This is a genomic window from Enterovibrio nigricans DSM 22720 (assembly GCF_900167155.1).
GTDB classification, from domain to species: Bacteria; Pseudomonadota; Gammaproteobacteria; order Enterobacterales; family Vibrionaceae; genus Enterovibrio; species Enterovibrio nigricans.
This window is the reverse complement of sequence record NZ_FUXU01000038.1, coordinates 19,074-41,742: the sequence shown is the minus strand read 5'-3', so window position 1 is coordinate 41,742 and position 22,669 is coordinate 19,074. Positions and strand designations below refer to the sequence as shown.

15 protein-coding genes and 2 pseudogenes are annotated in these 22,669 nt (G+C 48.0%); 3 read left to right on the top strand and 14 right to left on the bottom strand.

Going from position 1 to position 22,669, the window contains the following annotated elements:
- Positions 1-335: pseudogene (locus tag B5D35_RS13910) on the top strand (transposase); the annotation flags it as partial.
- Here the strand turns inward: B5D35_RS13910 and B5D35_RS13905 are convergent.
- The 13 genes and pseudogenes from B5D35_RS13905 to B5D35_RS13845 form a co-directional block, all read right to left on the bottom strand.
- Positions 300-971 (bottom strand): annotated as a pseudogene (locus B5D35_RS13905) (GH92 family glycosyl hydrolase); the annotation flags it as partial. The pseudogenes B5D35_RS13910 and B5D35_RS13905 sit on opposite strands and share 36 nt — an antisense overlap.
- Positions 972-1,043: 72 nt before the next feature.
- Positions 1,044-3,752, bottom strand: a complete 2,709-nt coding sequence (locus tag B5D35_RS13900; RefSeq protein ID WP_078753160.1) for a GH92 family glycosyl hydrolase — start codon at positions 3,750-3,752, stop codon at positions 1,044-1,046.
- Positions 3,753-4,004: 252 nt separating this feature from the next.
- Positions 4,005-6,461 (bottom strand): GH92 family glycosyl hydrolase, encoded by a 2,457-nt coding sequence (locus B5D35_RS13895; protein ID WP_078753159.1) that lies wholly within the window; start codon positions 6,459-6,461, stop codon positions 4,005-4,007.
- Between the two features lie 69 nt (positions 6,462-6,530).
- On the bottom strand, positions 6,531-9,011 hold the full coding sequence (gene ptsP, locus B5D35_RS13890) for a phosphoenolpyruvate--protein phosphotransferase (protein WP_078753158.1): 2,481 nt from the start codon (positions 9,009-9,011) through the stop codon (positions 6,531-6,533).
- 5 nt (positions 9,012-9,016) lie between these two features.
- Positions 9,017-9,313 carry a PTS fructose transporter subunit IIB gene (locus B5D35_RS13885; RefSeq protein WP_078753157.1) on the bottom strand — a complete coding sequence of 99 codons (297 nt, stop codon included), beginning with the start codon at positions 9,311-9,313 and terminating at the stop codon, positions 9,017-9,019.
- A 240-nt stretch (positions 9,314-9,553) separates the two neighbouring features.
- Positions 9,554-10,165 (bottom strand): CDP-alcohol phosphatidyltransferase family protein, encoded by a 612-nt coding sequence (locus B5D35_RS13880; RefSeq protein ID WP_078753156.1) that lies wholly within the window; start codon positions 10,163-10,165, stop codon positions 9,554-9,556.
- On the bottom strand, positions 10,158-10,820 hold the full coding sequence (locus B5D35_RS13875; RefSeq protein WP_078753155.1) for an ATP-binding cassette domain-containing protein: 663 nt from the start codon (positions 10,818-10,820) through the stop codon (positions 10,158-10,160). The genes B5D35_RS13880 and B5D35_RS13875 overlap by 8 nt, the downstream gene beginning before the upstream one ends.
- A complete protein-coding gene (locus tag B5D35_RS13870; protein ID WP_078753162.1) occupies positions 10,786-12,495 on the bottom strand; it encodes an ABC transporter permease in 1,710 nt (569 codons plus the stop codon). The genes B5D35_RS13875 and B5D35_RS13870 overlap by 35 nt, the downstream gene beginning before the upstream one ends.
- Positions 12,496-12,501: 6 nt before the next feature.
- Positions 12,502-13,650: an ABC transporter substrate-binding protein gene (locus B5D35_RS13865; RefSeq protein ID WP_078753154.1), complete on the bottom strand. Its 1,149-nt coding sequence runs from the start codon at positions 13,648-13,650 to the stop codon at positions 12,502-12,504.
- Between the two features lie 146 nt (positions 13,651-13,796).
- Positions 13,797-14,474, bottom strand: coding sequence for a TVP38/TMEM64 family protein (locus tag B5D35_RS13860; RefSeq protein ID WP_078753153.1), 678 nt, complete (start codon positions 14,472-14,474; stop codon positions 13,797-13,799).
- A 147-nt stretch (positions 14,475-14,621) separates the two neighbouring features.
- Positions 14,622-15,392, bottom strand: coding sequence for a heterodisulfide reductase-related iron-sulfur binding cluster (locus B5D35_RS13855; RefSeq protein WP_078753152.1), 771 nt, complete (start codon positions 15,390-15,392; stop codon positions 14,622-14,624).
- Positions 15,389-17,182, bottom strand: coding sequence for an FAD-dependent oxidoreductase (locus tag B5D35_RS13850; protein WP_078753151.1), 1,794 nt, complete (start codon positions 17,180-17,182; stop codon positions 15,389-15,391). The genes B5D35_RS13855 and B5D35_RS13850 overlap by 4 nt, the downstream gene beginning before the upstream one ends.
- A 117-nt stretch (positions 17,183-17,299) precedes the next feature.
- Positions 17,300-18,286, bottom strand: a complete 987-nt coding sequence (locus B5D35_RS13845) for a sulfurtransferase (protein ID WP_078753150.1) — start codon at positions 18,284-18,286, stop codon at positions 17,300-17,302.
- Positions 18,287-18,578: 292 nt separating this feature from the next.
- Between B5D35_RS13845 and B5D35_RS13840 the strand changes: the two genes are divergently transcribed.
- Together B5D35_RS13840 and B5D35_RS13835 are read left to right on the top strand one after the other, a co-directional pair.
- Positions 18,579-20,393 (top strand): sensor histidine kinase, encoded by a 1,815-nt coding sequence (locus tag B5D35_RS13840; RefSeq protein ID WP_244556606.1) that lies wholly within the window; start codon positions 18,579-18,581, stop codon positions 20,391-20,393.
- Entirely contained in the window at positions 20,390-21,001 is a 612-nt protein-coding gene (locus B5D35_RS13835; RefSeq protein WP_078753148.1) for a response regulator transcription factor, read from the top strand. Before B5D35_RS13840 ends, B5D35_RS13835 begins: the two co-directional genes overlap by 4 nt.
- Before the next feature lie 106 nt (positions 21,002-21,107).
- On the opposite strand, the gene B5D35_RS13830 is transcribed toward B5D35_RS13835, so the two are convergent.
- On the bottom strand, positions 21,108-22,664 hold the full coding sequence (locus B5D35_RS13830; protein ID WP_078753147.1) for an MFS transporter: 1,557 nt from the start codon (positions 22,662-22,664) through the stop codon (positions 21,108-21,110).
- Positions 22,665-22,669 lie beyond the last annotated feature (5 nt).

The following is a 22,669-nucleotide window of genomic DNA, read 5'->3' as shown; positions in this document are numbered from 1 at the left end:
TTTCATTTAAAACCAAAACCAGAGGAGCAATACAACACCTGGCAATTGATGCCACTGGCCTCAAGGTTTATGGCGAGGGTGAATGGAAGGTCAAGAAGCATGGTACTGATGGGAAGCGCAGAGTCTGGCGTAAACTGCATATTGCAGTAGATACAAGCACTCACGAAATAGTCGCAGCAGAGCTGAGTTTATCTGACGTAACTGGTGCCGAAGTGCTCCCCAACTTACTCAAGCAGACGCGTCGTAAAATCATTGAAATATCAGGTGATGGTGCTTATGACACAAGGAATTGTCATGATGCGATACGGATTAAGCGAGCGGTTGCGCTTATCCCACTCAAAGTGAGATTCAGCGGTGTAGTCCCAGTTAATGGTGAAGCCAAGGTTGACAATAATTTCAGATTTTTCGTCTTGCGGGAATGAATAGCGGTGAACGCCCACGCGATCAGAGGCGGTTAATTCCGCTTTGATGTCATAGTCGTCGAGGAAAACCGAATAGTAACCTGCTGTTGCTTGCTCGTTTTTATGTTTAAAGCGCGAGCCTTCCACATGCAAACGCGATGAACCTTCATTGAGCATGTAGTCTGAGCGGCTGTTAATAGGCATAACCAGAATGTCATTCAGGTCACCTGCGCCAGCACCAGAAAGGTGGGTGTGGGAAAAGCCGACGGTACGGTTGTCGTTGTAGTAATACCCCGAGGTATATTCCCAACCGTTAGAGCCATTATTTGGAGAAAGCTGCACCATGCCGTGTGGCGTTGTAGCACCCGGGTAGGTATTGCCTAGGTTACCGGTGCCGATAAACGGGTTAACGTAACGGGTCACGTCCATGTCATCAAACATGACAGGAACATTTAAACCCATTTCAATCATCGGCTGATCGGTTAAAGAAGCGGTCTGCGTTGTACAACCCACAGTCCCTAATATGCCTGAAATAACTGCTACATAAATCAAACTCTTTCTGAATTTCATGTTACACCTTCATTTCACTAAAAATACGAATAGAGAAACCCTATAAAAAGGGTTTCTCGTGTTTTTTTATTTTTACTTTAATGCGTCTTCTTTATTTCCGGTCATGACGAAATGTAGTTGTCCGCCCGGCTTAAGATCTGAGTGTTTAAATGAGAAGTTCTTATTTAGTGGCTGACCATTAATTGCCACGGATTTAACGTAAATATTTTCTTCGCTGTTATTTTCCGTCGTAATGGTGAATGAACCACCGTCGACAGGAATTTCAGCTTTGTCGAAAATTGGACGCGTAATGGTGTACGACGGATCAGCAGGTGTTACCTGATAGAAGCCCAGCGCGTTCATCACATACCATGCCGACATTTGGCCGACATCTTCGTTGCCAATCAGGCCTTCCAACGTTGGGTGGTAGAACTCATTCATTGCGCGATCAACGATTTCTTGGGTCTTCCAAGGCTCTGCCGTCCAGTTGTAAATCATCGGCACGTGGTGATCAGGCTCGTTACCCATCACGAACTGACCAATGTATCCCGACATATCGTGAGACTGGCTGGTGTCTGCGTTTGAGTTCGCATTGAACAAGGCATTAAGGTTCGCCAACAGTGCCGCTTTACCTGTCGCTGACATCGCTTCCGGCATGTCAAAGTCGGTACGCACATTGAATTCGCCACCCATGATATTTGCCAAACCGCTAATGCTGTGCGGGGCAAACCATGTCCACTGCCAGGTGTTACCTTCGGTAAAGTCTTCGCCGCGGTGCTCAGCACGGTATGGCCAGAACACATCGTTTTCTGTCAGGGTCTTACGGTCTTTACAGCCGTTGTAATCCAAGCCGTTAGGGATAGACAGTGCCAGGTTTGCGTCTACACAATCCGCTTTCAGGTTGTTAGCAAAAGTTTTGGTGCCATTCAGGTTGTACACAGGACGCATAAATCCTGTCGCACCCAGCGAGTTGCCTTTGCTGTCCAGCAGTTTTCCGTAGAAATCAGGGTTGTAGTCGAAGTAGTTCTTGAACGACTCTGAACGTGCCATGTAGCGTTCAAACGCAACGTCATCACCCGCTAACTTGGCAATCTGAGCCACGGTCCAGTCGTAGTAGGCATTCTCCAAACCGTAAGAGACAGACTCATTCACCAGTTCGTCGTACTTGTCGTTTTTCAGGCCGTTTACATAAGCAGGTTTGTCACCCGAGTCATCAGCCCATTTGGTGTTAGCAGGAATGTAACCGAGATCTTCTTGGTACGTATTGTGACGGGTCATGACCGTAAAGCGCTTGTCACCAGACCATGCATCACGATAAGGCACCCAGCTGTCGGTTTTCATCAGGTCAAAATCAAGCGTGTCATTAGCAGCCTGAATCGCAAGTTCAAAGTGTTCTTGCGTGAACGCTTCTGGGTGTTTCACCATGATATCTGCAATTACAGAAACGGCTGGGTGACCCACCATTTCACCGGTGTAATCAGAGTGAAGCTCCCATTTCGGCAGCACGCCACCGGTTTTGTATTTGTTCAGTAAGTCATGTGCATATTCAATGGCACGAGGCTTATCAATGATGGTTTTCAGCGGGTGGGCAGCACGGAAGGTATCCCACATAGAGTAAACCGAGTAGTTAACCAATCCGTCTTCTGCTTGGTGAACTTTGCCGTCCATGCCACGATATTTGCCGTCAACATCTTGGTAGACAAATGGCGCAATGTAGGTGCGATACAGCGAGGTAAAGAACATGGTCTTATCTGCTTCTTTACCGCCTTCCAGTTTGAATTTACCCAGCACGGTCGCCCATGCAGTGCGGTTTTTCTCAACCACTGCGTCGAAGTCGAAGCCGTTTGTATCCGCGTTTAGGTTGTTAATCGCGCCGTCGATGCTGGTGCCAGAAATGGCCACTTTCACCGTGATTGGGGCATCACCTTTACCAAAATTAAGGTGCGTCATCACGTCATTTGCACGTTGTGCCAGACGGTCAGCATCCGGATCTGGCTCGCCTGGCATCGGTTGATGTTCTGCGTAGCCGCGGTAATCAGCAAGGCCAATTTCCGTTGCATCGACCGGTCGTAACTGGCTTTCAGACGCCAGTTTGGCGTATAGGTTTTCTTCAACGATTGATTCAGAGAATTCAGCGACAAAGAAGACGGTTTGCCACTGTCCCCATTCGTTTGAGGTACGCGCGCCCACCACGGTGGTGTCATTCGAGCGCTTGTAGTAAATATTGCGCGAGTGGTTACCGTAGACTTCGAGCAGCTCGTGCTGAAGGTCGATACGTACTTTACGGTCTTCCCCGTCTTTGAAGTTGTAACGTTGAAACGCCACGCGGTCCGTTGCTGTCAGTTCTGCTCTAACGCCCGTTTCAACCAGATCAACCGCGTAGTAACCCACTTCTGCGGTTTCAGTCTTTTTGTTGATGGTTGGCGCATCGGTGTTAAAGCCCGTGTATGGCAGGAAGGCGAAATCATTTAAATCACCTTTACCTGCACCTGAAATGTGGGTCATGGTGAAGCCAGACAGAAGTGCATTTGAAGGGTCATACTCAGACGGAGAGCCCTTGCCGTTCCAGCCATTAGGATCAAAGTTATCAGGAGAAGGCTGGATCATGCCTTCTGGCATCACTGGCGACGGGTTTACGTTACCCAAACCCTTGGTGCCAATCATGGTATCGACGTGATTCAGTACAGACAGATCAGGTTGTGGCAAGGTACCCGTCAGATCGTCAGATTCATTTGAATCAGAGTGACACCCCGCCAACGCAAAAAAGATGGCCATAGCAAGTACAGACTTTTTGTTTATCATTTTCGACCTTAATGTATTAACGTTATTTGGAAATTTGGCGTGAGCGATCCCCTGCTGAATTCAGCATGTATATTCATTCCCCATATAAATAACTGCTTATATAAAGGGATTCATATAAGGTTCGACTGCCAATTATTTTATTGTTTTAAATATTTCAAAAAAACCGCCCAACACTTAAACATTCAATCTTTGCTTAAATAATTTGGGCGGTTCTCCTTTTCATTTAGTGAGATGTATTTATTTGTTCATCACTTACAGATTTGCTTTCATTGCCTCAGACTTGTCGGCAGTCATCTCAAATCGCAATTCGCCACCGGCTTTAAACTCTTCATGCTTGAAGGTATTAAACTGGTCCAGTGGCTTACCGTTGATGGTGACCGACTTCACGTACATATTGTCTGGGCCATTGTTCTCAGCGATGACTTTGAACGTACCTTCACCGATCGACATGGTCACTTCATCAAAAATCGGGCGACCGATACTGTACGTCGGATCGGTAGGTGCAATTTGGTAGAAACCAAGTGCAGACATCAAATACCAAGCGGACATCTGACCTACGTCTTCATTACCGATGATGCCGTCTGGCGTAGGCTTGTAGAAGTTATCGTAAACCTGATCCAAGTATTCCTGCGCCTTGTAAGACTCTTCAGTACGGTTGTACAAGTAAATCACGTGGTGTGAAGGCTCGTTACCGTGAATGTACTGACCAATGTAACCCGTCATGTCTTGGTGCTGGTCGCCTTGGTTTGAATCCGCATTGAACAGGTTATTGAGTTTCTGGTTCAGGCCGGCTGTGCCACCCATGATTTCGGTCAGCTTGTCCAAGTCTTGCATAAACGTCCACTGCCACTGCCATGCGTTACCTTCGGTGAATGCGCATGGGTTAGCGACATATGGGCTAAAACCATTCGGATACAGATCTTGTTCCCATGACGTGCCTGAACCCTCTAGCGGGGCACACTTATTGTCGCCCACTTGAACGGTTGGTACAAAGAAGCCTGATTCTTCATCCCAATGCGTTAACGAGTTATAAGAGCGTGCTTTAAACTCCTTATATGTACGCTTATCTCCAGCGGCCTTCGCCATTTCAGCGATGGTCCAATCGTAGAACGAGAATTCAAGTGAGTAAGATACTGAGTTCCAGTTTGGAACGCGCACACATTTCTCATTGATGTGGTAATTCAATTGACCCGCCATCAATGATGTCAAAATACCATCGTTGATTTGTGGGAAGTCATGCGGACGGTAATGTGCTGATTTAACAGACGCTTCTAGCGCTTCTTCTGCATCAATTAAACCTTTAGTCACCGCATCACCAAGAATTGCGGTTGATGGGTAGCCAATCATGGTGCCCGTTTCAGAGCCGTGACCTTCCCATTTGGGCAGCATGCCGAACTCGTCGTTTGATTTACGGATCAAATCTTCGGCGTAAAGGGTAGCTTGCTTCGGATCGATGATGGTCCAGAATGGGTGAACAGCACGAAACGTATCCCACGTTGAGTAGATGGAATAGTTTGGGATGTCGTCGTCTTCAAGAGTACGAATTGTGCCGAGCATGTCCACGTAGCGACCATCGACGTCATAGAACTCGATTGGCGCAATCATCATGTGATACATACCGGTGTAGAAGTTGGTTTTCTCTGCTCTCGTACCGCCTTTAACTTTTACTTTCGCCAGTTTTTTAGCCCATGCCTTCTCAGCGTTCTTCTTCACTTTATTGAAATTGAACTTAGGTGCTTCTGCTTCCAAGTTCTTCTGCGCACCGTGCCAGTTTACGGGAGAGATACCCACGCGAATTTCGATGTTTTCTTTTCCCTTACCAAAATTCAGGTATGCGGTGAGATCATCGCCCTGATATACCGCGTTGTGGCGCATTTCACGGGTCGGTTCGCTATCAGACTCACCTAGCAGTGCTTGCAATACTGGCTGATTGAATTTGGCATAGAAGAAGATGTCATGACCTTGATGGTCTTGCCCTTGGAACCAACCCGTCGAAGACTTGCGACCGCGAATGGTGTACTCATCGACCACTTCAATCTTGTTCTGAAGCGATTCACCATTGTTATTCAACAAAGTATGGCCCAAGTCGAATTTCACATTGCGGTCTGCACCTTTTTCAAAGGTGTATTTGTGCAAACCAACGCGTTTTGTTGTTGTCAATTCTACGTCGATATTGCCGTTGTTAAGCTTGGTTCTGTAATAGCCTGCAGTTGCTACTTCATTATCTTTGTCAAATGAGTTAATTAATTTGTCATTGAGATCTGTGTATGGCAGAACAAGAACATCACCTAGGTCTGTCGCACCCGTACCTGACAAATGGGTATGAGAAAAACCATAAAGAGGCACATCAGTAGCTACTATTTCACCCGTTTCATAGTTGGACGAATCCCAGTAACCCGATGCAGAGTGCCATGGATTTTGACCAGATTCGTGCTCAATGCTAGATCCAATGAACGTATCTGGGGACAGCTGAACCATGCCCGCAGGTACAACCGCACCCGGGAATGTGTGGCCCGATGCAGCGGTACCAATCATTGGGTCAACGTATTTCAATACCTTGGTATCAACCTGCTTTCGCTCTTCTATTTCACCAGCAAAGGTTGATTTATTCGAAGCAACTACCTGTGTCGAATTAGAATCTGAATTACAGCCAACAATAGACAAAGCGAGGGCTACAGCTAGTGCACAAGGCGCTATCTTGATGTTCATCTTATTTACCTTTAGGAAAAAGGGTGCCGCAGGGGGATGCAGCACCATGTTTTTATAATTTTTATTAAGTTAGAGAGACAGTTCTGACTTCAAGAAGGCGATAACTTCGTCTTCAGTAGGCATGCTCTTTAGGGTGTTTCTGAAGTTTTCGTGGATCAGTTTTCTTGCTAGACCAGAGAAGATGCGCATGTGCTGATCGCCCTGATCTTTGTTAAGGGTCAGCATGATAACGAACTCTGCATCACCATCTTCGTCTTCGCTCCAACGCACCGGTTTTTTCAGACGCGCGATAGAGATTGATGAGTGCGCGATGTTGTCTGATTTAGTGTGTGGGATGGCAAAGCCGTTACCCAAGCCCGTTGAGAACACAGCTTCACGCGCCCAAATGTCCGCTTCCAGCTCGCTCACTAAGTGAGTACGGCCGCGAATACCCAAGTTACCTACCAGTGTTTGAATCGCTTCTTCTTTGCTGTTGAATTCACAATCCAGCAGCACACATTCGGTTGCCAAAAATGGCTTGTCTTCTTGTGCTTTGCTGAACGCATCAAGCAGAGCTTCTACGTCGGCGATAGTCGCGCAATCGCACGCCTGTGCAAACAAGTCACGGCATTGCTCGCTGTCAAATTGACGCAACGCTGCTTTAGTAGGAGCAATGCTTGGTGCTGCCATGCTCAACTCGTCCAGACCTGCGCCAACTAGCAGTGGCAAGACTTTCTTATTTGCACCCAGTTCGCCACATAGGCCAACCCACTTACCGTGTTCATGTGCCCCCTCTACCACTGCCTTCAACAAGCGAAGGAAAGATGGCGCAAGGCTATTGTAAAGCTTGGCAACGTTGTCGTTGTCGCGGTCTACAGCCAGCAGGTATTGGGTCATGTCGTTCGAACCAATACTGAAGAAGTCTACTTCTTTGCAGAACTGATCCATGATGAATGCAACCGATGGGATTTCCACCATGATGCCCAGTTCGATGTCGCCGTAAGCAACGCCTTCGCTGTCCATCACTGCTTTTACTGTCGCGATTTGTTCTTTCACCCAGCGGATCTCTTCGATGCTTTGGATCATCGGGATCATCACTTTTGTGTGACCGAACGGTGCAGCACGCAAGATGGCACGAATTTGCGTGTGGAACAGCGCAATAAACTGCGGGTAAATACGTACCGCACGGTAACCCAAGAATGGGTTGTGCTCGTGTGGCAGGTTCAGGTAATCAATAGGTTTGTCACCGCCGATATCCATGGTGCGGATAATCACCGCCTTGCCTTCTGCTGCTTCCAATACCGCTTTATACGCATTGAACTGCTCGTCTTCATCCGGTGCAGTCGCGCGGTCCATGAACAGCATCTCAGTGCGGAAAAGGCCTACGCCTTCTGCACCTTTCGCAAACGCTGGCTCGGCTTCTACCGTACACGCAATGTTTGCAGCGATTTCAATGTGCTTGCCGTCTTTGGTTTGTGCTGCGTCGTTCACGAACTCGCTTTCTACTTGGGTTTTTTGCTCTGCCAACCAAATAGCGCGTTCGAAGTACGTGGCCACGTCTTGTGACGCTTCCAGTGCAACAACACCCAAACCGCCATCGACATAAACCAGCTCACCTTCTTGTGATGCACACTGGTCGATAGACACACCAGAAACCGCCGGAATGTTGAATGCACGCGCCAGAATCACGGTGTGCGAGGTTGAGCCCGCTTGTGTCAGGATCAAGCCTTGCAGGTGTGAACGATCCAAACCCAAGAATTGGCTTGGCGTCAGATCATTGGCGATCACGACTGATGGCTCAGTCAGTGTAAACTCGGTCGACACGTTCATGTGCGGGTGCGCAGTGATCAGCAACTGAAGCGCGATGTCTTTGATGTCCAGTACGCGCTCTTTCAAGTAGTCAGACGAAGACTGCAACAAGGTTTCAGTAATGCTTGCTACTGCAGTCAAAATGCCGCGTGCCAGCGTTTTACCCTGAGATACCTCGTCCATGACTTGGCTGTTCAACGCCTCGTCTTTCAAAATGCCCAAATGTGCATTAATGATTTCTTTTTCCTGGCCGTTAGCCGTTTCAGCCTGTGCCAAAAGCGTCTCAGTGACTGTCTGTTTTGCTTGCGCAAATGACATGTCTGATTCGGCGTCGTTGAACAGTGAAAGCTCAACCTCGGTGTAACGTACCAATTTGCCTTTTGCGATACCCGCAGACAAACGTTTTGCGTGTACCAGATTTGGGTTGTGATGCATCAGCGATTGAGGAAGAAGAACATCACCTTGCTCCATCACCTCTAATGCTTCGTCACAATGCGGAAACTCTTCCTGAATATATTTCGCGAGGGTTTCAAATGCGCTTTCTGCATCGTCACCTTCGATGATCAGTGAACACGGGTCATTCAACAACGTATCCGTACCAACCAGCGAAAGAACGCTTTTCGCAGAGCCTTGGTTTCCGTTACGCAGGTTTTTCAGCGTAATGTCACTGTTGAATTTGCTGCATACTGCTTCCAGATGGTTCGCAGGGCGAGCGTGAATACCGTTTGGCAATTCACAGGTAAATGCGACTTCTTTTTTCATTGTGTTCACTTAAATTTTTTTAATAATGCGATAGGTTGATTGAGTGCGTCTTGTACGGAGACGATTGTCAGGTTTTTACCTTCGTAACGGTCGCTCTCAGAGGGCGTGATTTCGGTTGCTAACAAGATGTGGTCTGCTTCATCAAACTCTTTTTTAGAGATTTTGTTTTCAATGCCCATGGCACCCTGCGTTTCTACTTTTATTTGAATAGAAAGCGCTTGCGCTGCTTCGACGAGGCGATCGGCGGCCATGTAGCAATGAGCGATACCAGTGTGGCAAGCGGTGATAGCAACAACTTTCATAAACACGACTTTTGTATGACTTGGATGGCCTTATGCTATTGCTTTCACAGCCTTTCAAACAGATGAAATAACTAGCATTTACTGGACAAAAGTCGCATACAAATCAATGTGTGAATTGGGTCACCGGAAATAAGGAGGGGAGTGGATAATTCTGTGACATTGCAGCAAAAAAAGAAAAAACCCGCATAAATAGCGGGTTTCAACTGGATTAATTTACAATTTGAGGCGGAATTTGAGCAGTTAACATCTCGCGAGCGTTTGAAACCCATTGTAAATTCGTGACGAGGTGGTAAACCAACACATCGCACCAAATACACAGGCAATCTCTACGAAATACTGAGGGAAAACGCACATAACAATAAAGCACAGAATGGTCTCCGAGCCTTCCGTCAATCCCGTCATGTAGTACAGCGACTTGTTTTTATAGACAGGGTCATCAATGCCCTGCTTACCCGCCATAATGGCAAATGCCAGAAAACTGCTTCCCGTACCGATAAACGCGAAGATCAGAAATGCACCCGCCACTGCATTCTGCTCAGGATTTGCAAGAATAAAACCGAACGGCACCAGCGAATAGAAAAGAAAGTCCAAACTGATATCAAGAAAACCGCCCGCGTCTGTCACGCCCTGAATACGGGCCAATGCACCGTCTAGGCCATCCAACATGCGGTTGAACAAAATGAACACTAATGCGAGTTCATATTGCTGGAAAATCAGTGACGGTAATGCCAGACAACCAATCAAGAAACCTGCCACGGTCGTTTGGTTAGCCGTCACGCCAAAACTGTCCACCAGTTTTGCCGTTTGTGACAGCGGCCAACGCACCACCTTTATTCCAAAACTATCAAGCATGAGTAACTTCCTCACGTACCGTATTCCACGGCCAGCTTAAAAGCTGACTGCCTGGGGGAATATCTTCCATATCGTGTGTGACCATCAACGCTGGGATATTCGCTTCTTTTAGCTGCTCTACCACCCAGTCACGAAATTGCGTGCGCAGGGTTTTATCCAGCTTGCTGAAAGGCTCGTCCAGCAACGCAACTTTCGGCTTTGCCAACAACATGCGAGTCAAGCTGATACGGGCGCGCTGCCCGCCCGAAATCTGATCGGGATACGACTCCGCCAACGAGGACAATGCGATGTTTTTCAACGCCTGCATCGCGCGGTCACGACGCTCTTCGCCTTTAATGTGGTTAGGTAAGGCAAATGCCAGGTTCTCCCAAACGCACAAGTGCGGAAACAAAAGGTCGTCTTGAAACAGAATGCCGACTTCACGCTTATGCGGCGGCACGCCATCCAATAGCACCTCATTCAAGCGAATACGCCCCGTGTAGGCAAATTCGCCAGATAAGTGCCCTGCCACTGCATCCAGCAATGTGGACTTTCCGCATCCGCTTGGTCCCATCAAGCAAAGAATTTTGCCTTTTTCAACACGCATATTGAAGGATGAAAAAAGCTCCTCTCCGGTTGATTTACGAATGGCGAGGTTTTCGAGACATAAGCTCATTGCGAATATTTCTCCGGGAAGAAAGCCGACGATATTTCAGCTGGATACGACTGGTTAATATCGCCAAAGAGAAGAACATAAATGGCAGAAGTGCCTGCCAAATGGCATAAATTGCCGTCACGCGACGGTCAAAGCCGCTCGACAGTGCGACCGCTTCCGTTGTGATGGTGCTAATGCGTCCCGCGCCCAATATCAGGGTTGGCAGGTATTGCGCCAAACTCACGCTGATACCAATTGCCCACGCAAACGCAATCGCAGGTAACAGAATGGGCATTTTCACACTAAACCAGACGCGAAGTGGGGACTTACCTAAGCTCAATGCCGCACGGGTTAAGCGTTCGTCATAACTGCGCCATGGGCCATCTAACGAAAGATACACATACGGAAAGGCGAAAAACACATGCGCCCAACACACCCAAAGATGGTGCGCGTCCGCATTCACGTACAAGGTCGCGACTTGCATTCCAAACAACACGGAAAGTTGTGGGATAAGCATAGGTACCGCAATGACGTACCCCGGGACTTGCAAGCGATAGCGAATACGGTATTCATGGGCGAGCAACGCCATAATTAGCGCGAGTGAAGCACAAAAGATCGCGATCGCGAGGCTTTGTTCAACGGTATTGAGAATAGAGGTCCACTCGTATTCCCAGAAACGCAAACTATAACGGCTGGGCAGCAAATCTGGGAAGCGCCAACGCTGTGCGACACTCCAGATAAACATGATGGGGACCATCAGAACCGAAAGCACCGCCAAGGTTGTAAAAACCGATTTACCGGGAAGCGCAACACTACAGCGGCCCGAGAACTGCCAACTTCGTGCGCCTTTAGTAATGCCCCATTCAACAAAACGCGCGACACCAATCAACAGCAGCGAAATCGCAAACAAGACAACCGCACCCGCCGCAGCTCGTGGCAATAGTGACAAGTCAGGATCGTTAAACCACTGCCAAACCAGTACAGCAAACGTCGGCGGATTCGTCGGTCCAATGATCAGTGCAACATCGACCACTGACAGGCCATACGCCATGACGGCCAACATTGGGAAACGCAGCTTTGCCAGCCATTGGGGGAATACGCACTTCCACCATGCTTGTGCACGGCTGTAGCCAAGGGACGCACTCACCTTTTCAATCTGGTTGACCTTTACCTGCTGCAGCACGGAAATGCTCATCAGCAACAGGAAAGGCACTTCTTTGAGCGCAAGCATCAAAATCATACCGAGTGCGTAGGGGTCTTTCACCAGCAAGGCAAGATCTTCAACGCCTTGGGCGGACGCATCATAACCCAGCGTCGAACTTAATAGCCGCGCACCGATGCCAGTCGGCGCGAACAGAAAAGCAAAACCAATCGCAAACGCGACATGAGGAACAGCCAACAGCGGCGACAATGCGACTTCAATATTGCGCCAGAAACGCGTTCCCCAGCTTGCCTGCAGAATCGCGAATGTGATCAAACAGGCAAGGTAGGTACTGGCTATCGCCGAACACACAGTCATACCGATGGATTGCCACACGCCTTCCCATGAAAAAACCATGGCAAAGCCACCTAGCGTCAGCGTGTGCATGTCGAGTGGGGGAATGTAGCCCAGCGACGACACAACCACACCCGTCAAACCAAACGCCGTCGGCAATACGCAGCAAAGAATAATGACGAAATAAAGCGCACGTAACATCAGCAATTAGCTTCCATAACGTTGCAGCCATTCTTTCTCAATGGCGCTCTGCCAACTTGGGTGCGTTTCCTGTACCGATTTAAACGGTTTATTTTCTTTCGCTGAACCTGAAAGGTGATCAGATTTCAACACGGAAGGATCACCCCAAATGTCGATATTGCCCTTGCGCGACTGTGCTTCCGGACTCAACAAAAAGTTAGCCGCAACCAATGCGCCTGCTTTTGCATTGGCATTCCAAGGCACTGCAAGGTAGTGGATGTTGGACAGCGCACCGGAGTCCATTGCATAAGCAACGGTAGATTCGGCTAAATTGCCTGAGGCATGAGCGGCATACACAGCGTTCGGGTTAAAGGTAATGGCTAAGTCGATTTGGCCATCATCCAACAATTGCAACGTTTCTGCTGTGCCGGATGGGAATTGTTTTCCACCACGCCATGCAACGGTGTGGAATTCATTCAGGTAATCCCAAAGCGGCTTGGTCAGCACTGCATAGTCAGCGTCTGATACAGGTTGTTGCAGACGTGGATCGTTTTGAGACAGTTCAATCAACAGCGATTTAAGGAAACTGGTGCCATGAAATTCCGGCGGACGCGGGTACGTCAGACGGTTTGGGTTCACTTTGGCATAGTTAAGCATGTCAGCATAACTGCGTGGTGGATTTGGCAACACGTCGGTGTCATGGATAAACACAAGTTGGCTCATGCCCCACGGTGCTTCTAAGCCATCTGTTGGCTCGGAAAAGTCGACCGTTACAGGTAAGTTAGTGTCCACAAACTGCCAGTTAGGTAGCGACTCAGCAAACGGGCCAAACAGCATCTTATTGTCTTTCAACGATTTAAAGTTTTCGCCGTTTACCCAAATCAGATCAACACTGCCACCCTCTTCTTTTCCTGCTGCTTTTTCTGCAATCAGTCGCGTGGTGGTTTCTGAAATGTCGGTGACTTTAACGTGATGAAGCGTGACATCGTAACGACGATGCAGTTCTTTCTTCGCCCAGTGGATGTAGCGGTTAATTTCCTGACTACCGCCCCAAGCATGAAAATAGACATGTTGACCTTCGGCATCGGCTTCAACCTGCTGCCATTGCGTTGGGTCCATTGCGAGTGCAGAAAACGATGCCAAGAGCATAGCAATTGCAGAAATCAGTTTTTTCATAGCGCGTTATTCTTCTGTTATCTCTACCAAGTCCATAACGGACTTACTGACTGATAGAACACATTTTTAAGTGCTCTGAAACGCGAAAATCGCCCCTTGCTTTCGGCAAGGAGCGATACAATATTCACTTCTGAAGCCAGCGCAAGTTATTTCGCCAGGTCGTCCATGTTGATGCCTTTTTTCTTGGCGATGTATTTCGGGATCAAAGACATGCCAAACAGCACCAGACCTGCACCTGCGAATTTCACCAGCAGCATTGCAGACACACCATTCGTTGCAATATCACCCGCCATGTAAGCGAAGATAAACGCACCTGGCGCCATGGTGACCAGAGAAACCAGCGCGTAAGTACCCAGGTTCAGACTGGTCAAACCGTACGCGTAGTTTTGCAAGCTGAATGGAAACACAGGAACCAGACGGGTCAGGATCAAGAAGCTAGTACCGTTTTGCGCTACACCGTCATCAATTTTCTTAAAGATTGGGTTGTCACCAAACTTCTTCATGATGGTATTGCGCAGCAGGAAGCGAGCGATCACGAATGCAACAACTGCGCCCAGAGTCGCTGAAAGCAGTGCAAGGATACCGCCTTTGATTGGGCCGAACACAATACCCGCCACAATGGTGAACGCACTGCCAGGCAGCAGGAACACACATGCAAACACGAATGCCGCAACGAAAACAACATAACCTAGTGCGCCGAAGCTTGCGATCCACTCTTGCAGGCTCTTGATGTCGGTGATGATTTCAAGAATACCCGTTTGCTTTGCCGCGAAAAGTGCTAACGCTACGACCAGCAGCGCGATACCGATTTTTAGAAATTTCATGATGATTTACCTGAAAATATTTTGAAACTCTTTATGCCCAAAGGTGTTATCCAAAGGGGGAAAGAAGCGCGCTGAGGAAGAGCCGAGGGAGACAACCTCGACCCTGTCATAGTGCGTATGAGTTTTCTGCTCAGCGACTTCTTTAAATCACACTGACATGCACTTAATCAGGCCAGCTTTTGACTTGTAGCGGTTGAACCACGCTTTCGCAGGGCTTGCCAGCACGTTCACTGGTGGCTCGCTGTTTTGCATAACAACTGGGCCGAAAACCAGATCCAGGATGTGCCAAGACTTGGTGCCAACACCCATCATTGACGCGCGACATGCAGAGCAGTAAACAACAACAAAGTCAGTTTCAAACTCATCGACGCGACGTTGAACAACGCGGGTTGCGACGCCTGGGTTAGCAGGAACAACCATGCCGCCGAAGCCACAACAACGCGTGTTTTCACGCGTGTGCTCAGGCTCAGCTGTTTTGTAGCCCAGTTCGTTCAGGATCCAACGGATACCGTCTTGCAGTTCGCGCTCGTAGCGGGTTGAGCAAGAGTCGTGAATGGTGAATACCACGTCACTGTCTTTTGCTTTGCCAACCAATTCTGGTGGAAGACCGATTTCTGGCAGCAGTTTCCACAGAGAAACAGGCTTTTGCGTACCGCCAGATTTCTTGATCATGCCGTAGCAGCTCTGACATGCCACGATCACTTCTTCAGCTTCCAGCTTGTCAAAGTCCGCTTGCAGCTGACCGTAACGCTCTTTAAATTTTTCGTATTGGCCTACTGCTGCCGTTGGTTTACCACAGCACTTTTGAACCGCACCCATTTCTGGAAATACGTTTTTCAGGTGCTGTGCAATCGCCGCTACACCCTCTGGCGAATAAGACGGCAGGCTACAGCCTGGCATAAATACTTTGCTCATTATTTGGTTACCGCGCGTTTAGCCATAGTGAAGAGTTTCGAGAAGCCCAGTTTCTGGTGCATATTGATTGCCTTGTGGCCTTTCATCGGTGATTCACCGTTGTTAGCGTTAACAAAGTCAATACGCGCACCCAGGAAGATTTCCTTCATCGGGTAATCTTTCGGACAAACGATGGTGCACTGGTCACAGGCATTACAGGAGTAAGCCAACAATGGATCCATCTCTTTCTTAGTGACGAAATCACCGAACAGAGTCTTCGGACAGTCGCCGAAGTCGTTCATCATGATGCACTCGCTCATACACAGCTTGCAGGTACACTGCAGGCAGCGCGCTGATTCTTGCTTGATTTGTTCTTGGGTAAAGCCAAGGTCTACCTGAGCGAAGTCACGCTTGCGTACTTCTGCGTCACGCAGTTCGCCGTGTAGACGAGGTACATCGGTCGTGCCTTTTGGCAATGGGATGTCTAGGCGAGACTTGTAGCTGTATTCTTCAACGAAGTCGCGACCTTCATCCAGAGGACGGCCTGCGAATTGACGTTCAATGCTCATCGCTGCTTTACGGCCAAGTGCCATTGCTTCGATAACAATGTTACCGCCTGCAGCATCACCAGCCACATAAACACCTTCCATCGATGTCGCTAGGGTATTTTTATCAACCACGTAACGACCACCACGTGCTTGCTCTAACGCGCCACCTGTGATGTCTGCCACGATCTGGCCGGTTGCGAACAGAACAGTGTCGACTTCGATAGTACGAGTTTCATCGCTGTAGCTTGGTGCGAAGTTTCCTTGCTCATCGAAAATAGACAGAACGCGCTTCAGGGTGATAGACACCACTTTGCCGTCTTGCTCTTCGATAGACACAGGGCCCCAACCCGCATTGAAAATAACGCCTTCTTCCAGCGATTCCTCAATTTCAATGTGGCTTGCTGGCAGTGCGTCCATCGCTTCCAGTGAACACTGGTAAACTTCGTCGCAACCGATACGCCAAGAAGAACGCGCACAGTCCATTGCAACGTCACCGCCGCCGATAACCATGACACGCTTACCAGAACGTGGGAATGCGCGAGTTTCAGACACTTCTTTCAGGTACTCAACCGCAGAGAAAACGCCTTCTGCTTTGTGACCTGGAAGTGGAATGATTGAACCTACGTGAGCACCGTGTGCAAGCACAACTGCATCGTGCGTGTTACGCAGTTCTTCGAAGCTAATGTCTTTGCCGATTTCAACGCCAAACTTGGTTTCAATACCCAGCAGGTTCAAGTAGCTGTATTCGAAATCGATAACATTGCGTGGCAGACGGTATTCAGGGATACCCACACGCATCATGCCGCCGTAAACGTCCAGTTTTTCGAAGATAGTGACTTCGTGGCCTTTACGACGCAATTCGATTGCTGCTTGTGCACCCGCAGGGCCAGCACCAACAATCGCAATTTTCTTACCGGTAGGGTTCAAGATAGCCAGATCCCAGTTTTCCTGGTTGTCCATCTTCTCAGCAACAAAACGTTTGATACCCGCTACGCTGATTGCTTGACCGTATTCTGTTTGACGACGACACGCCGCTTCACAAGGGTGCGCACAAATGCGGCCCAGTGTTTGAGGGAGGAAAAGTCGGCCGCGGATAACGTCCAACGCTTCCTGATATTTACCTTCACCAGCCAGACGCACGTACTGTTTAACATCAGTGTGCATTGGACAAGCTGTTTGACACGCCGGATCGGCATCGCCCATACAGCCATCGACAACGTTCTGCGCCGCGTCGTATAGCTTTTGGCTAAAAATGACATTGTTCATTATTTTTATAGTTCCAGTTTTTATAATTCTGTTGTGCGGGGCTTTATTTGCCCTCTTGAATAACCGAGCCCATTAATGTCGCAGTCATTGTTGCTGCGACATTAAATGAGGGGGTTATTAGCCTTTCGCGCCGTTCTGAACGTTTACGTCTTCGCGTTTTTGCTCGTAGTGCGCATAGCTATATTCAATCCAAGAACCGTCATAGTTGTAGACGTCTTGTGCACCCAGAACTTCTTCCAGAACCATCATGGTATGTGCAGAGCGAACGCCTGACTGACAGTAAGCAATGACTTTTTTGTCTTTGATTACATCGCCGTACAGGGCTTTAAGTTCTTCTGCTGATTTCAGCGTGGTGTCGGCGTTCAGTGCCTTCGTCCAGTTGATGTGAACGCTACCAGGAATGGTACCCGGGCCAAATGCGCCGCCCACGGTAGTGGTACCGTCAAACTCTTCCTGACCACGGGTATCGATGATGACCCAGTCTTGTGCGTTTTGCGCAGCCAGAACCATGTCCAGTGTTGCCAGAGTAGACGCTTCAACTTGCGGTGCTGGCGCATCGTAATCGGTTGCAGCAACTGTCGGATTCGCTTCACCAGTAGGGTAACCCGCGCCAATCCACGCATTCAGACCACCATCTAGGTAACGAACGTTGTCATGACCAAGGTTTTTAATTTGCCAGAACAGGCGAGCAGCATCGTGGTGCGCATTTGCAGCGTACACAACGATGGTGGTGTCGGTGTTTGCGCCAAACTTGCTCAGCAGTGCTTCCATGTCTTCCACAGAATTGCGCATACCGTCGTAAGCGTATTCGCCTTCTGCTGCAGAGTAATCACCACGCCACATAGAGAATGAACCCGAGATAGGTGCGTCTGGTTTCACTGGGTTCAGCGCACCGATCACAACCACGTTCTCGCCCTTGTCCATCAGGCTTTTCAGTTCTTGCGCAGACACAAAAGCTTCTGGGTTTGAGTATTCTGCGAATTTTTGGTCTAACGCTTCAGCACTTATTTGTACGGCTTCTGCACCAAACATTGTGTTGTAGGCAACATAGCCACTCGCCAACACAGCCGCAACCACACCGATTGCAACAGTCGATTTCTTCATTACTAACATCCAATTTTGTGTAAAATTTGCGCCATCAATAGGCAATTTGAAATCGGGGTGTGAGGTCGGCGTGTCGGCTTTATTGTTTATAGTTGGTGCCAGCGAAACATCACACTAAAACTCGCTATTAGGCTGCTCTGAGCCTGTGGCACGGATTGTGTGACAAGAGAAAAAGTGGGGATATTGTGGTTTACCACAATAAGTTCAAAAGTTTGATCTAAAGCACCATATTAATTATAGGTTTATCAGGTATTATGCGCGCCTGTCAGTTTCAGATGTTTAGCAGCCTCCTTTGTTTCAGTATTTCATGCGCCTTACCCCACTCGTTGCCATTAAAGGGGTGTTTTTATCCATCATCACGCTTTGTTGTATCTGCGTGTGCCCAGCACAAGCGGGCGCAATGCAGCACTACGATGTTGGTGTATTGGCATTACGTGGCGACGAACACGCAAAAAAAGCGTGGCAACCCACATTGGATTGGCTATCAACACAAATTCCTGATGTGTATTTTGACCTACACGCCTACGACTTTGACGAACTCGACGATGCATTCAAGCACAATCAACTCGACTTTCTGCTAACCAGTCCCGGACAGGCAACCCGCATTGCGCGCGAATATCAGCTCAATTGGCTGGCGACGCAACGGACGCCATACAGCTCTAACGCAACCCATTCCATTGCGTCCGTGGTGGTTGTGCACAAAGACTCACCGTATTTTTATTTGCGTGATATTAAACACGCGAAAATCGCCGCCGTTTCTGAAAAAGCGTTTGGCGGTTTCCTTGCCTTTCGTTACGAACTTGATAAGCGGCGCTATTTCAACGCTGATTTCTACGAGAACATCCAATTTACGGGGCCACCGACAGATAAGCTGCTTCATGATGTGGTCAGTGGCGAGCTCGATGTCGCCATTGTGCCGGCATGTACGCTAGAGAATATGACCAAAGAAGGGCTCATCAATCGCACAGATGTTCGCGTGCTAGAAAGACGAAACCCGTACGATTCTGTCTGTGATGTATCGACCGGGGTCTATCCAAACTGGACCTTTGCCAAAACAGAACGCGCCGCAAATGAGATAGGGAAAAAAGTCACACAAGCCTTACTCGCCATGCCTTCCGATTCTGCCGCTGCTTTCGCCGCGGGCAATGTGGGTTGGACGCTGCCAGCGAGCCCAGTCTCAGTTGACAAGGTATTCAAACATCTGGATATCCACCCGCTTCAAAAAAGCAAGCAAGAGATGATTTATCAGTGGTTAGAAAACAACAAGCTCATCGCATGTGCCAGCATATTGATACTGCTCTTGATGAGCATGTATCACATCTGGGTTGAGTACCATTTCAATCGAAGCAAACGTCAGCTTGAGCGCACCTTATTTGAGCTGAAAGAAAGAAACTCGATGTTGGAGCATGCCCAACGCACCATGATTGTTAGTGAACTGGGTAGCAGCATTGCACACGAAATCAATCAGCCACTTTCTACCATAAAGAACTATTCCGAAGGTGTGATTCGTCGCTTAGACCAAGGCATGAGCCCGGATGAACTCGCCCCTGTGTTAGGCAAAATTCAACATCAGGTCACCGTTGCCAGCGGCATCATTCAACGATTGCGTGGTTTGATAAAACAGACCCCGACGGACTATGTCACGTGTGACCCTGCTGATTTTGTGCGTGAGTCTATCGCGCTTATCGAATACGACTTCAAAGCGAAAAACATCAATCTAGAGTTATCTATCGACGGTGTTCCTCAGCAAGGACAGTTCGACATGATTGGCATGCAGCAGGTGATATTGAACTTACTGCGAAACGCTAAAGACGCGTGCCTCGAAAATGCGGGTCGTGACAACTCACCGACGGTGAACGTTGAACTGCTCTACGGACTCAATGAAGTGGTTATCCGCGTTCAAGACAATGGCGTGGGTTTGGCAGCAAGCGTCGCCGAAGTTAAGCGACCTTTCTATACCACGAAAGATGACGGATTAGGCTTAGGTCTGCCAATATGCCGAGAAGTCATAGAAGCCCATAAAGGGCACCTGATCATGCAGCCAATAAAACCACATGGCTGCGAAGTAACGGTTATCATACCTATTCACCGAGAAGAACAAGAATGAGCAACACGAACGGTTTGGTATACATCGTCGATGATGAAGATTCAGTGCGCGAGTCATTGGTATTTATGTTGGAAAGCTATAGCCTGAATATCAAAGATTTTGCATCAGCGACCTCCTTTCTTGAACATGTCGACACCACGCAACCCGGTTGTATTGTGCTTGATAGCCGTATGCCTGAGATGCGCGGTCAGGAACTGCAAGCGGTACTGAACGAAACGCGGAGTCCCCTTTCCATTATTTTTCTGACCGGACATGGTGATGTTCCGATGGCAGTCGATGCGCTGAAAGACGGGGCGGTCGATTTTTTTCAAAAACCCGTCGACGGTGATCAGCTGGTCAAAGCGATTGAAAAAGCGCTCACTTATTCATTTCAACGCGCAAACCATGTGGGCGTCGAAAACAAGTTTTATAGCCTGACAGAGCGTGAAAAGTCGGTTTTGAAAGAAATGCTGAAAGGCCAAACTAACCAACAAATGGCTAAAACCCTGTGCGTTTCACTGCGTACCATCGAAGTGCATCGCGCCAACATGATGAAGAAATTTGAGGCAACAAACGTAGCAGATTTAGTTTTACGTTTAAGCCATCTTATTCAACAAAATAAACTTTGAGTGTTTTCTATCCTGTAGCGCGATAGAAAACACTTTGGCCCTATAATTAATTGATTGAGTAATTTATTGATTGATAGGGCCAATGTTATTTTATGGCAAAGTATGATTAAACCGTTGTATAAGCATCTTTATTGCAGGGAGTATTATTTCCACAACTGTTTTCAGATGTTGTGTGTTTTTCGGACACGACCGCACAAATCCAACCAAGCATAAGAGGCGCAATGGCAGCGTAAAGCACAACCCAGCTAAATCCGCTAATTAAAGCGCTATGTGCTGCAGTTGATGTAATTCCGTAATACTCCCCAGACAACAAATTTCCAGCGGAAATCTCGTTAACAATTCTGCTTAATTCGAATAGTGGCACACTTTCTTTTATAACGTCAGATAATGCAATTTCCACACTTTTCGTCAACACATAGCCCATGATGGCAATATTCACAGCAAGTGAAATCATTCTCGCACTAAAATCCATACCTGAAGCCATTCCAACTCTTTCAGGAGGTAAAGATCCCGTTGCCGTATTTGTCACGGGTGTGTTTGTCAAACCTAGTCCCGTCCCCGCCAAAACACATCCTGGAATGAGCGTGATCCAACTTGCATATTCTGTTACCACGACTAACCAGATCAAAGCAAAACCTAGCGCTATTGTAAAAAGACCCGCAGGTATAACAAAACTGGGGCCGCGTTTAACAAGTAGCTTTTCTGCATGCGGTGGGACCACAATCGTTGGGAGAGTCAAAGCCAGTACGGTCAACCCAGTTGTAATGCTGTCATAACCCAGAACAGATTGCAGATATATCGGGAAATAAATAACGAATGGCCAGAAGCTAAAGTTCATTCCACATGCACCTATAAGTGCTGCAGAGAAATTTCGAATTTTAAAGGCATTGAAATCAAACATCGGGCGTTTAACGTTCTTTTCTATAAACACAAATAGACTAAAGCTCACTAAACCAACACCGATGAGTAGTAAGCCAGTTGTACTGGTCAAGCCATACTCATATCCTTGTGTGATCATATAGACCAAGATAAAGACAGATACTGATAGGGTAACCATTCCCCAAAAATCAATTTTCCCTGCATTTGGGTCTGATGACTCTTCGACACCAAATTTTGCAAGCATCACGGTGATACCTGAAATGAGCACGTGGATCAAGAATATCCACTCCCAACTCAGTACCAATAAAATTGCTCCCCCAACGATGGGCCCAAATCCTAACCCCAATCCAAAGATGACTCCCCACCAAGCGAAAGCCACTCCTCGCTCAGCACCTGACCTAAATTGCTGAGAAAGAATGGCGACTTGGCAAGAGAGCATTGCCGCTGCGCTTAAGCCTTGTAAAACACGCGCGGCAATGAGTACAGCTGCACTGGTTGCCAATCCGCAAATGAGTGAAGCGATACCAAAAACAATCACCCCAACAACAAAAACTCTCTTTCGCCCAAAGCGGTCAGCCAACGCCCCCATAGCCACTAACACTGTACACATCGCGATCGTATATGCGTTCATTATCCACTGTAGTTGTTTGAAATCTGCAGGAAGGACATTTTTAAGCGTCGGGAGTATCGATGGAACACTTGTTATTTCAAGCCCTAGCATTACTGCAGATAAACAAACAGTAGCGAGTGCTATTTTATTTTTAAATGAAATGGCCACATCCATTACGT

Excerpts from the sequence above, each read along its gene's own strand:
- B5D35_RS13900 (WP_078753160.1), bottom strand. The coding sequence starts at position 3,752 with ATGATAAACAAAAAGTCTGTACTTGCTATGGCCATCTTTTTTGCGTTG.
- B5D35_RS13895 (WP_078753159.1), bottom strand. The coding sequence starts at position 6,461 with ATGAACATCAAGATAGCGCCTTGTGCACTAGCTGTAGCCCTCGCTTTG.
- ptsP (WP_078753158.1), bottom strand. The coding sequence starts at position 9,011 with ATGAAAAAAGAAGTCGCATTTACCTGTGAATTGCCAAACGGTATTCAC.
- B5D35_RS13885 (WP_078753157.1), bottom strand. The coding sequence starts at position 9,313 with ATGAAAGTTGTTGCTATCACCGCTTGCCACACTGGTATCGCTCATTGC.
- B5D35_RS13880 (WP_078753156.1), bottom strand. The coding sequence starts at position 10,165 with ATGCTTGATAGTTTTGGAATAAAGGTGGTGCGTTGGCCGCTGTCACAA.
- B5D35_RS13875 (WP_078753155.1), bottom strand. The coding sequence starts at position 10,820 with ATGAGCTTATGTCTCGAAAACCTCGCCATTCGTAAATCAACCGGAGAG.
- B5D35_RS13870 (WP_078753162.1), bottom strand. The coding sequence starts at position 12,495 with ATGTTACGTGCGCTTTATTTCGTCATTATTCTTTGCTGCGTATTGCCG.
- B5D35_RS13865 (WP_078753154.1), bottom strand. The coding sequence starts at position 13,650 with ATGAAAAAACTGATTTCTGCAATTGCTATGCTCTTGGCATCGTTTTCT.
- B5D35_RS13860 (WP_078753153.1), bottom strand. The coding sequence starts at position 14,474 with ATGAAATTTCTAAAAATCGGTATCGCGCTGCTGGTCGTAGCGTTAGCA.
- B5D35_RS13850 (WP_078753151.1), bottom strand. The coding sequence starts at position 17,182 with ATGAACAATGTCATTTTTAGCCAAAAGCTATACGACGCGGCGCAGAAC.
- B5D35_RS13845 (WP_078753150.1), bottom strand. The coding sequence starts at position 18,286 with ATGAAGAAATCGACTGTTGCAATCGGTGTGGTTGCGGCTGTGTTGGCG.
- B5D35_RS13835 (WP_078753148.1), top strand. The coding sequence starts at position 20,390 with ATGAGCAACACGAACGGTTTGGTATACATCGTCGATGATGAAGATTCA.
- B5D35_RS13830 (WP_078753147.1), bottom strand. The coding sequence starts at position 22,664 with ATGGATGTGGCCATTTCATTTAAAAATAAAATAGCACTCGCTACTGTT.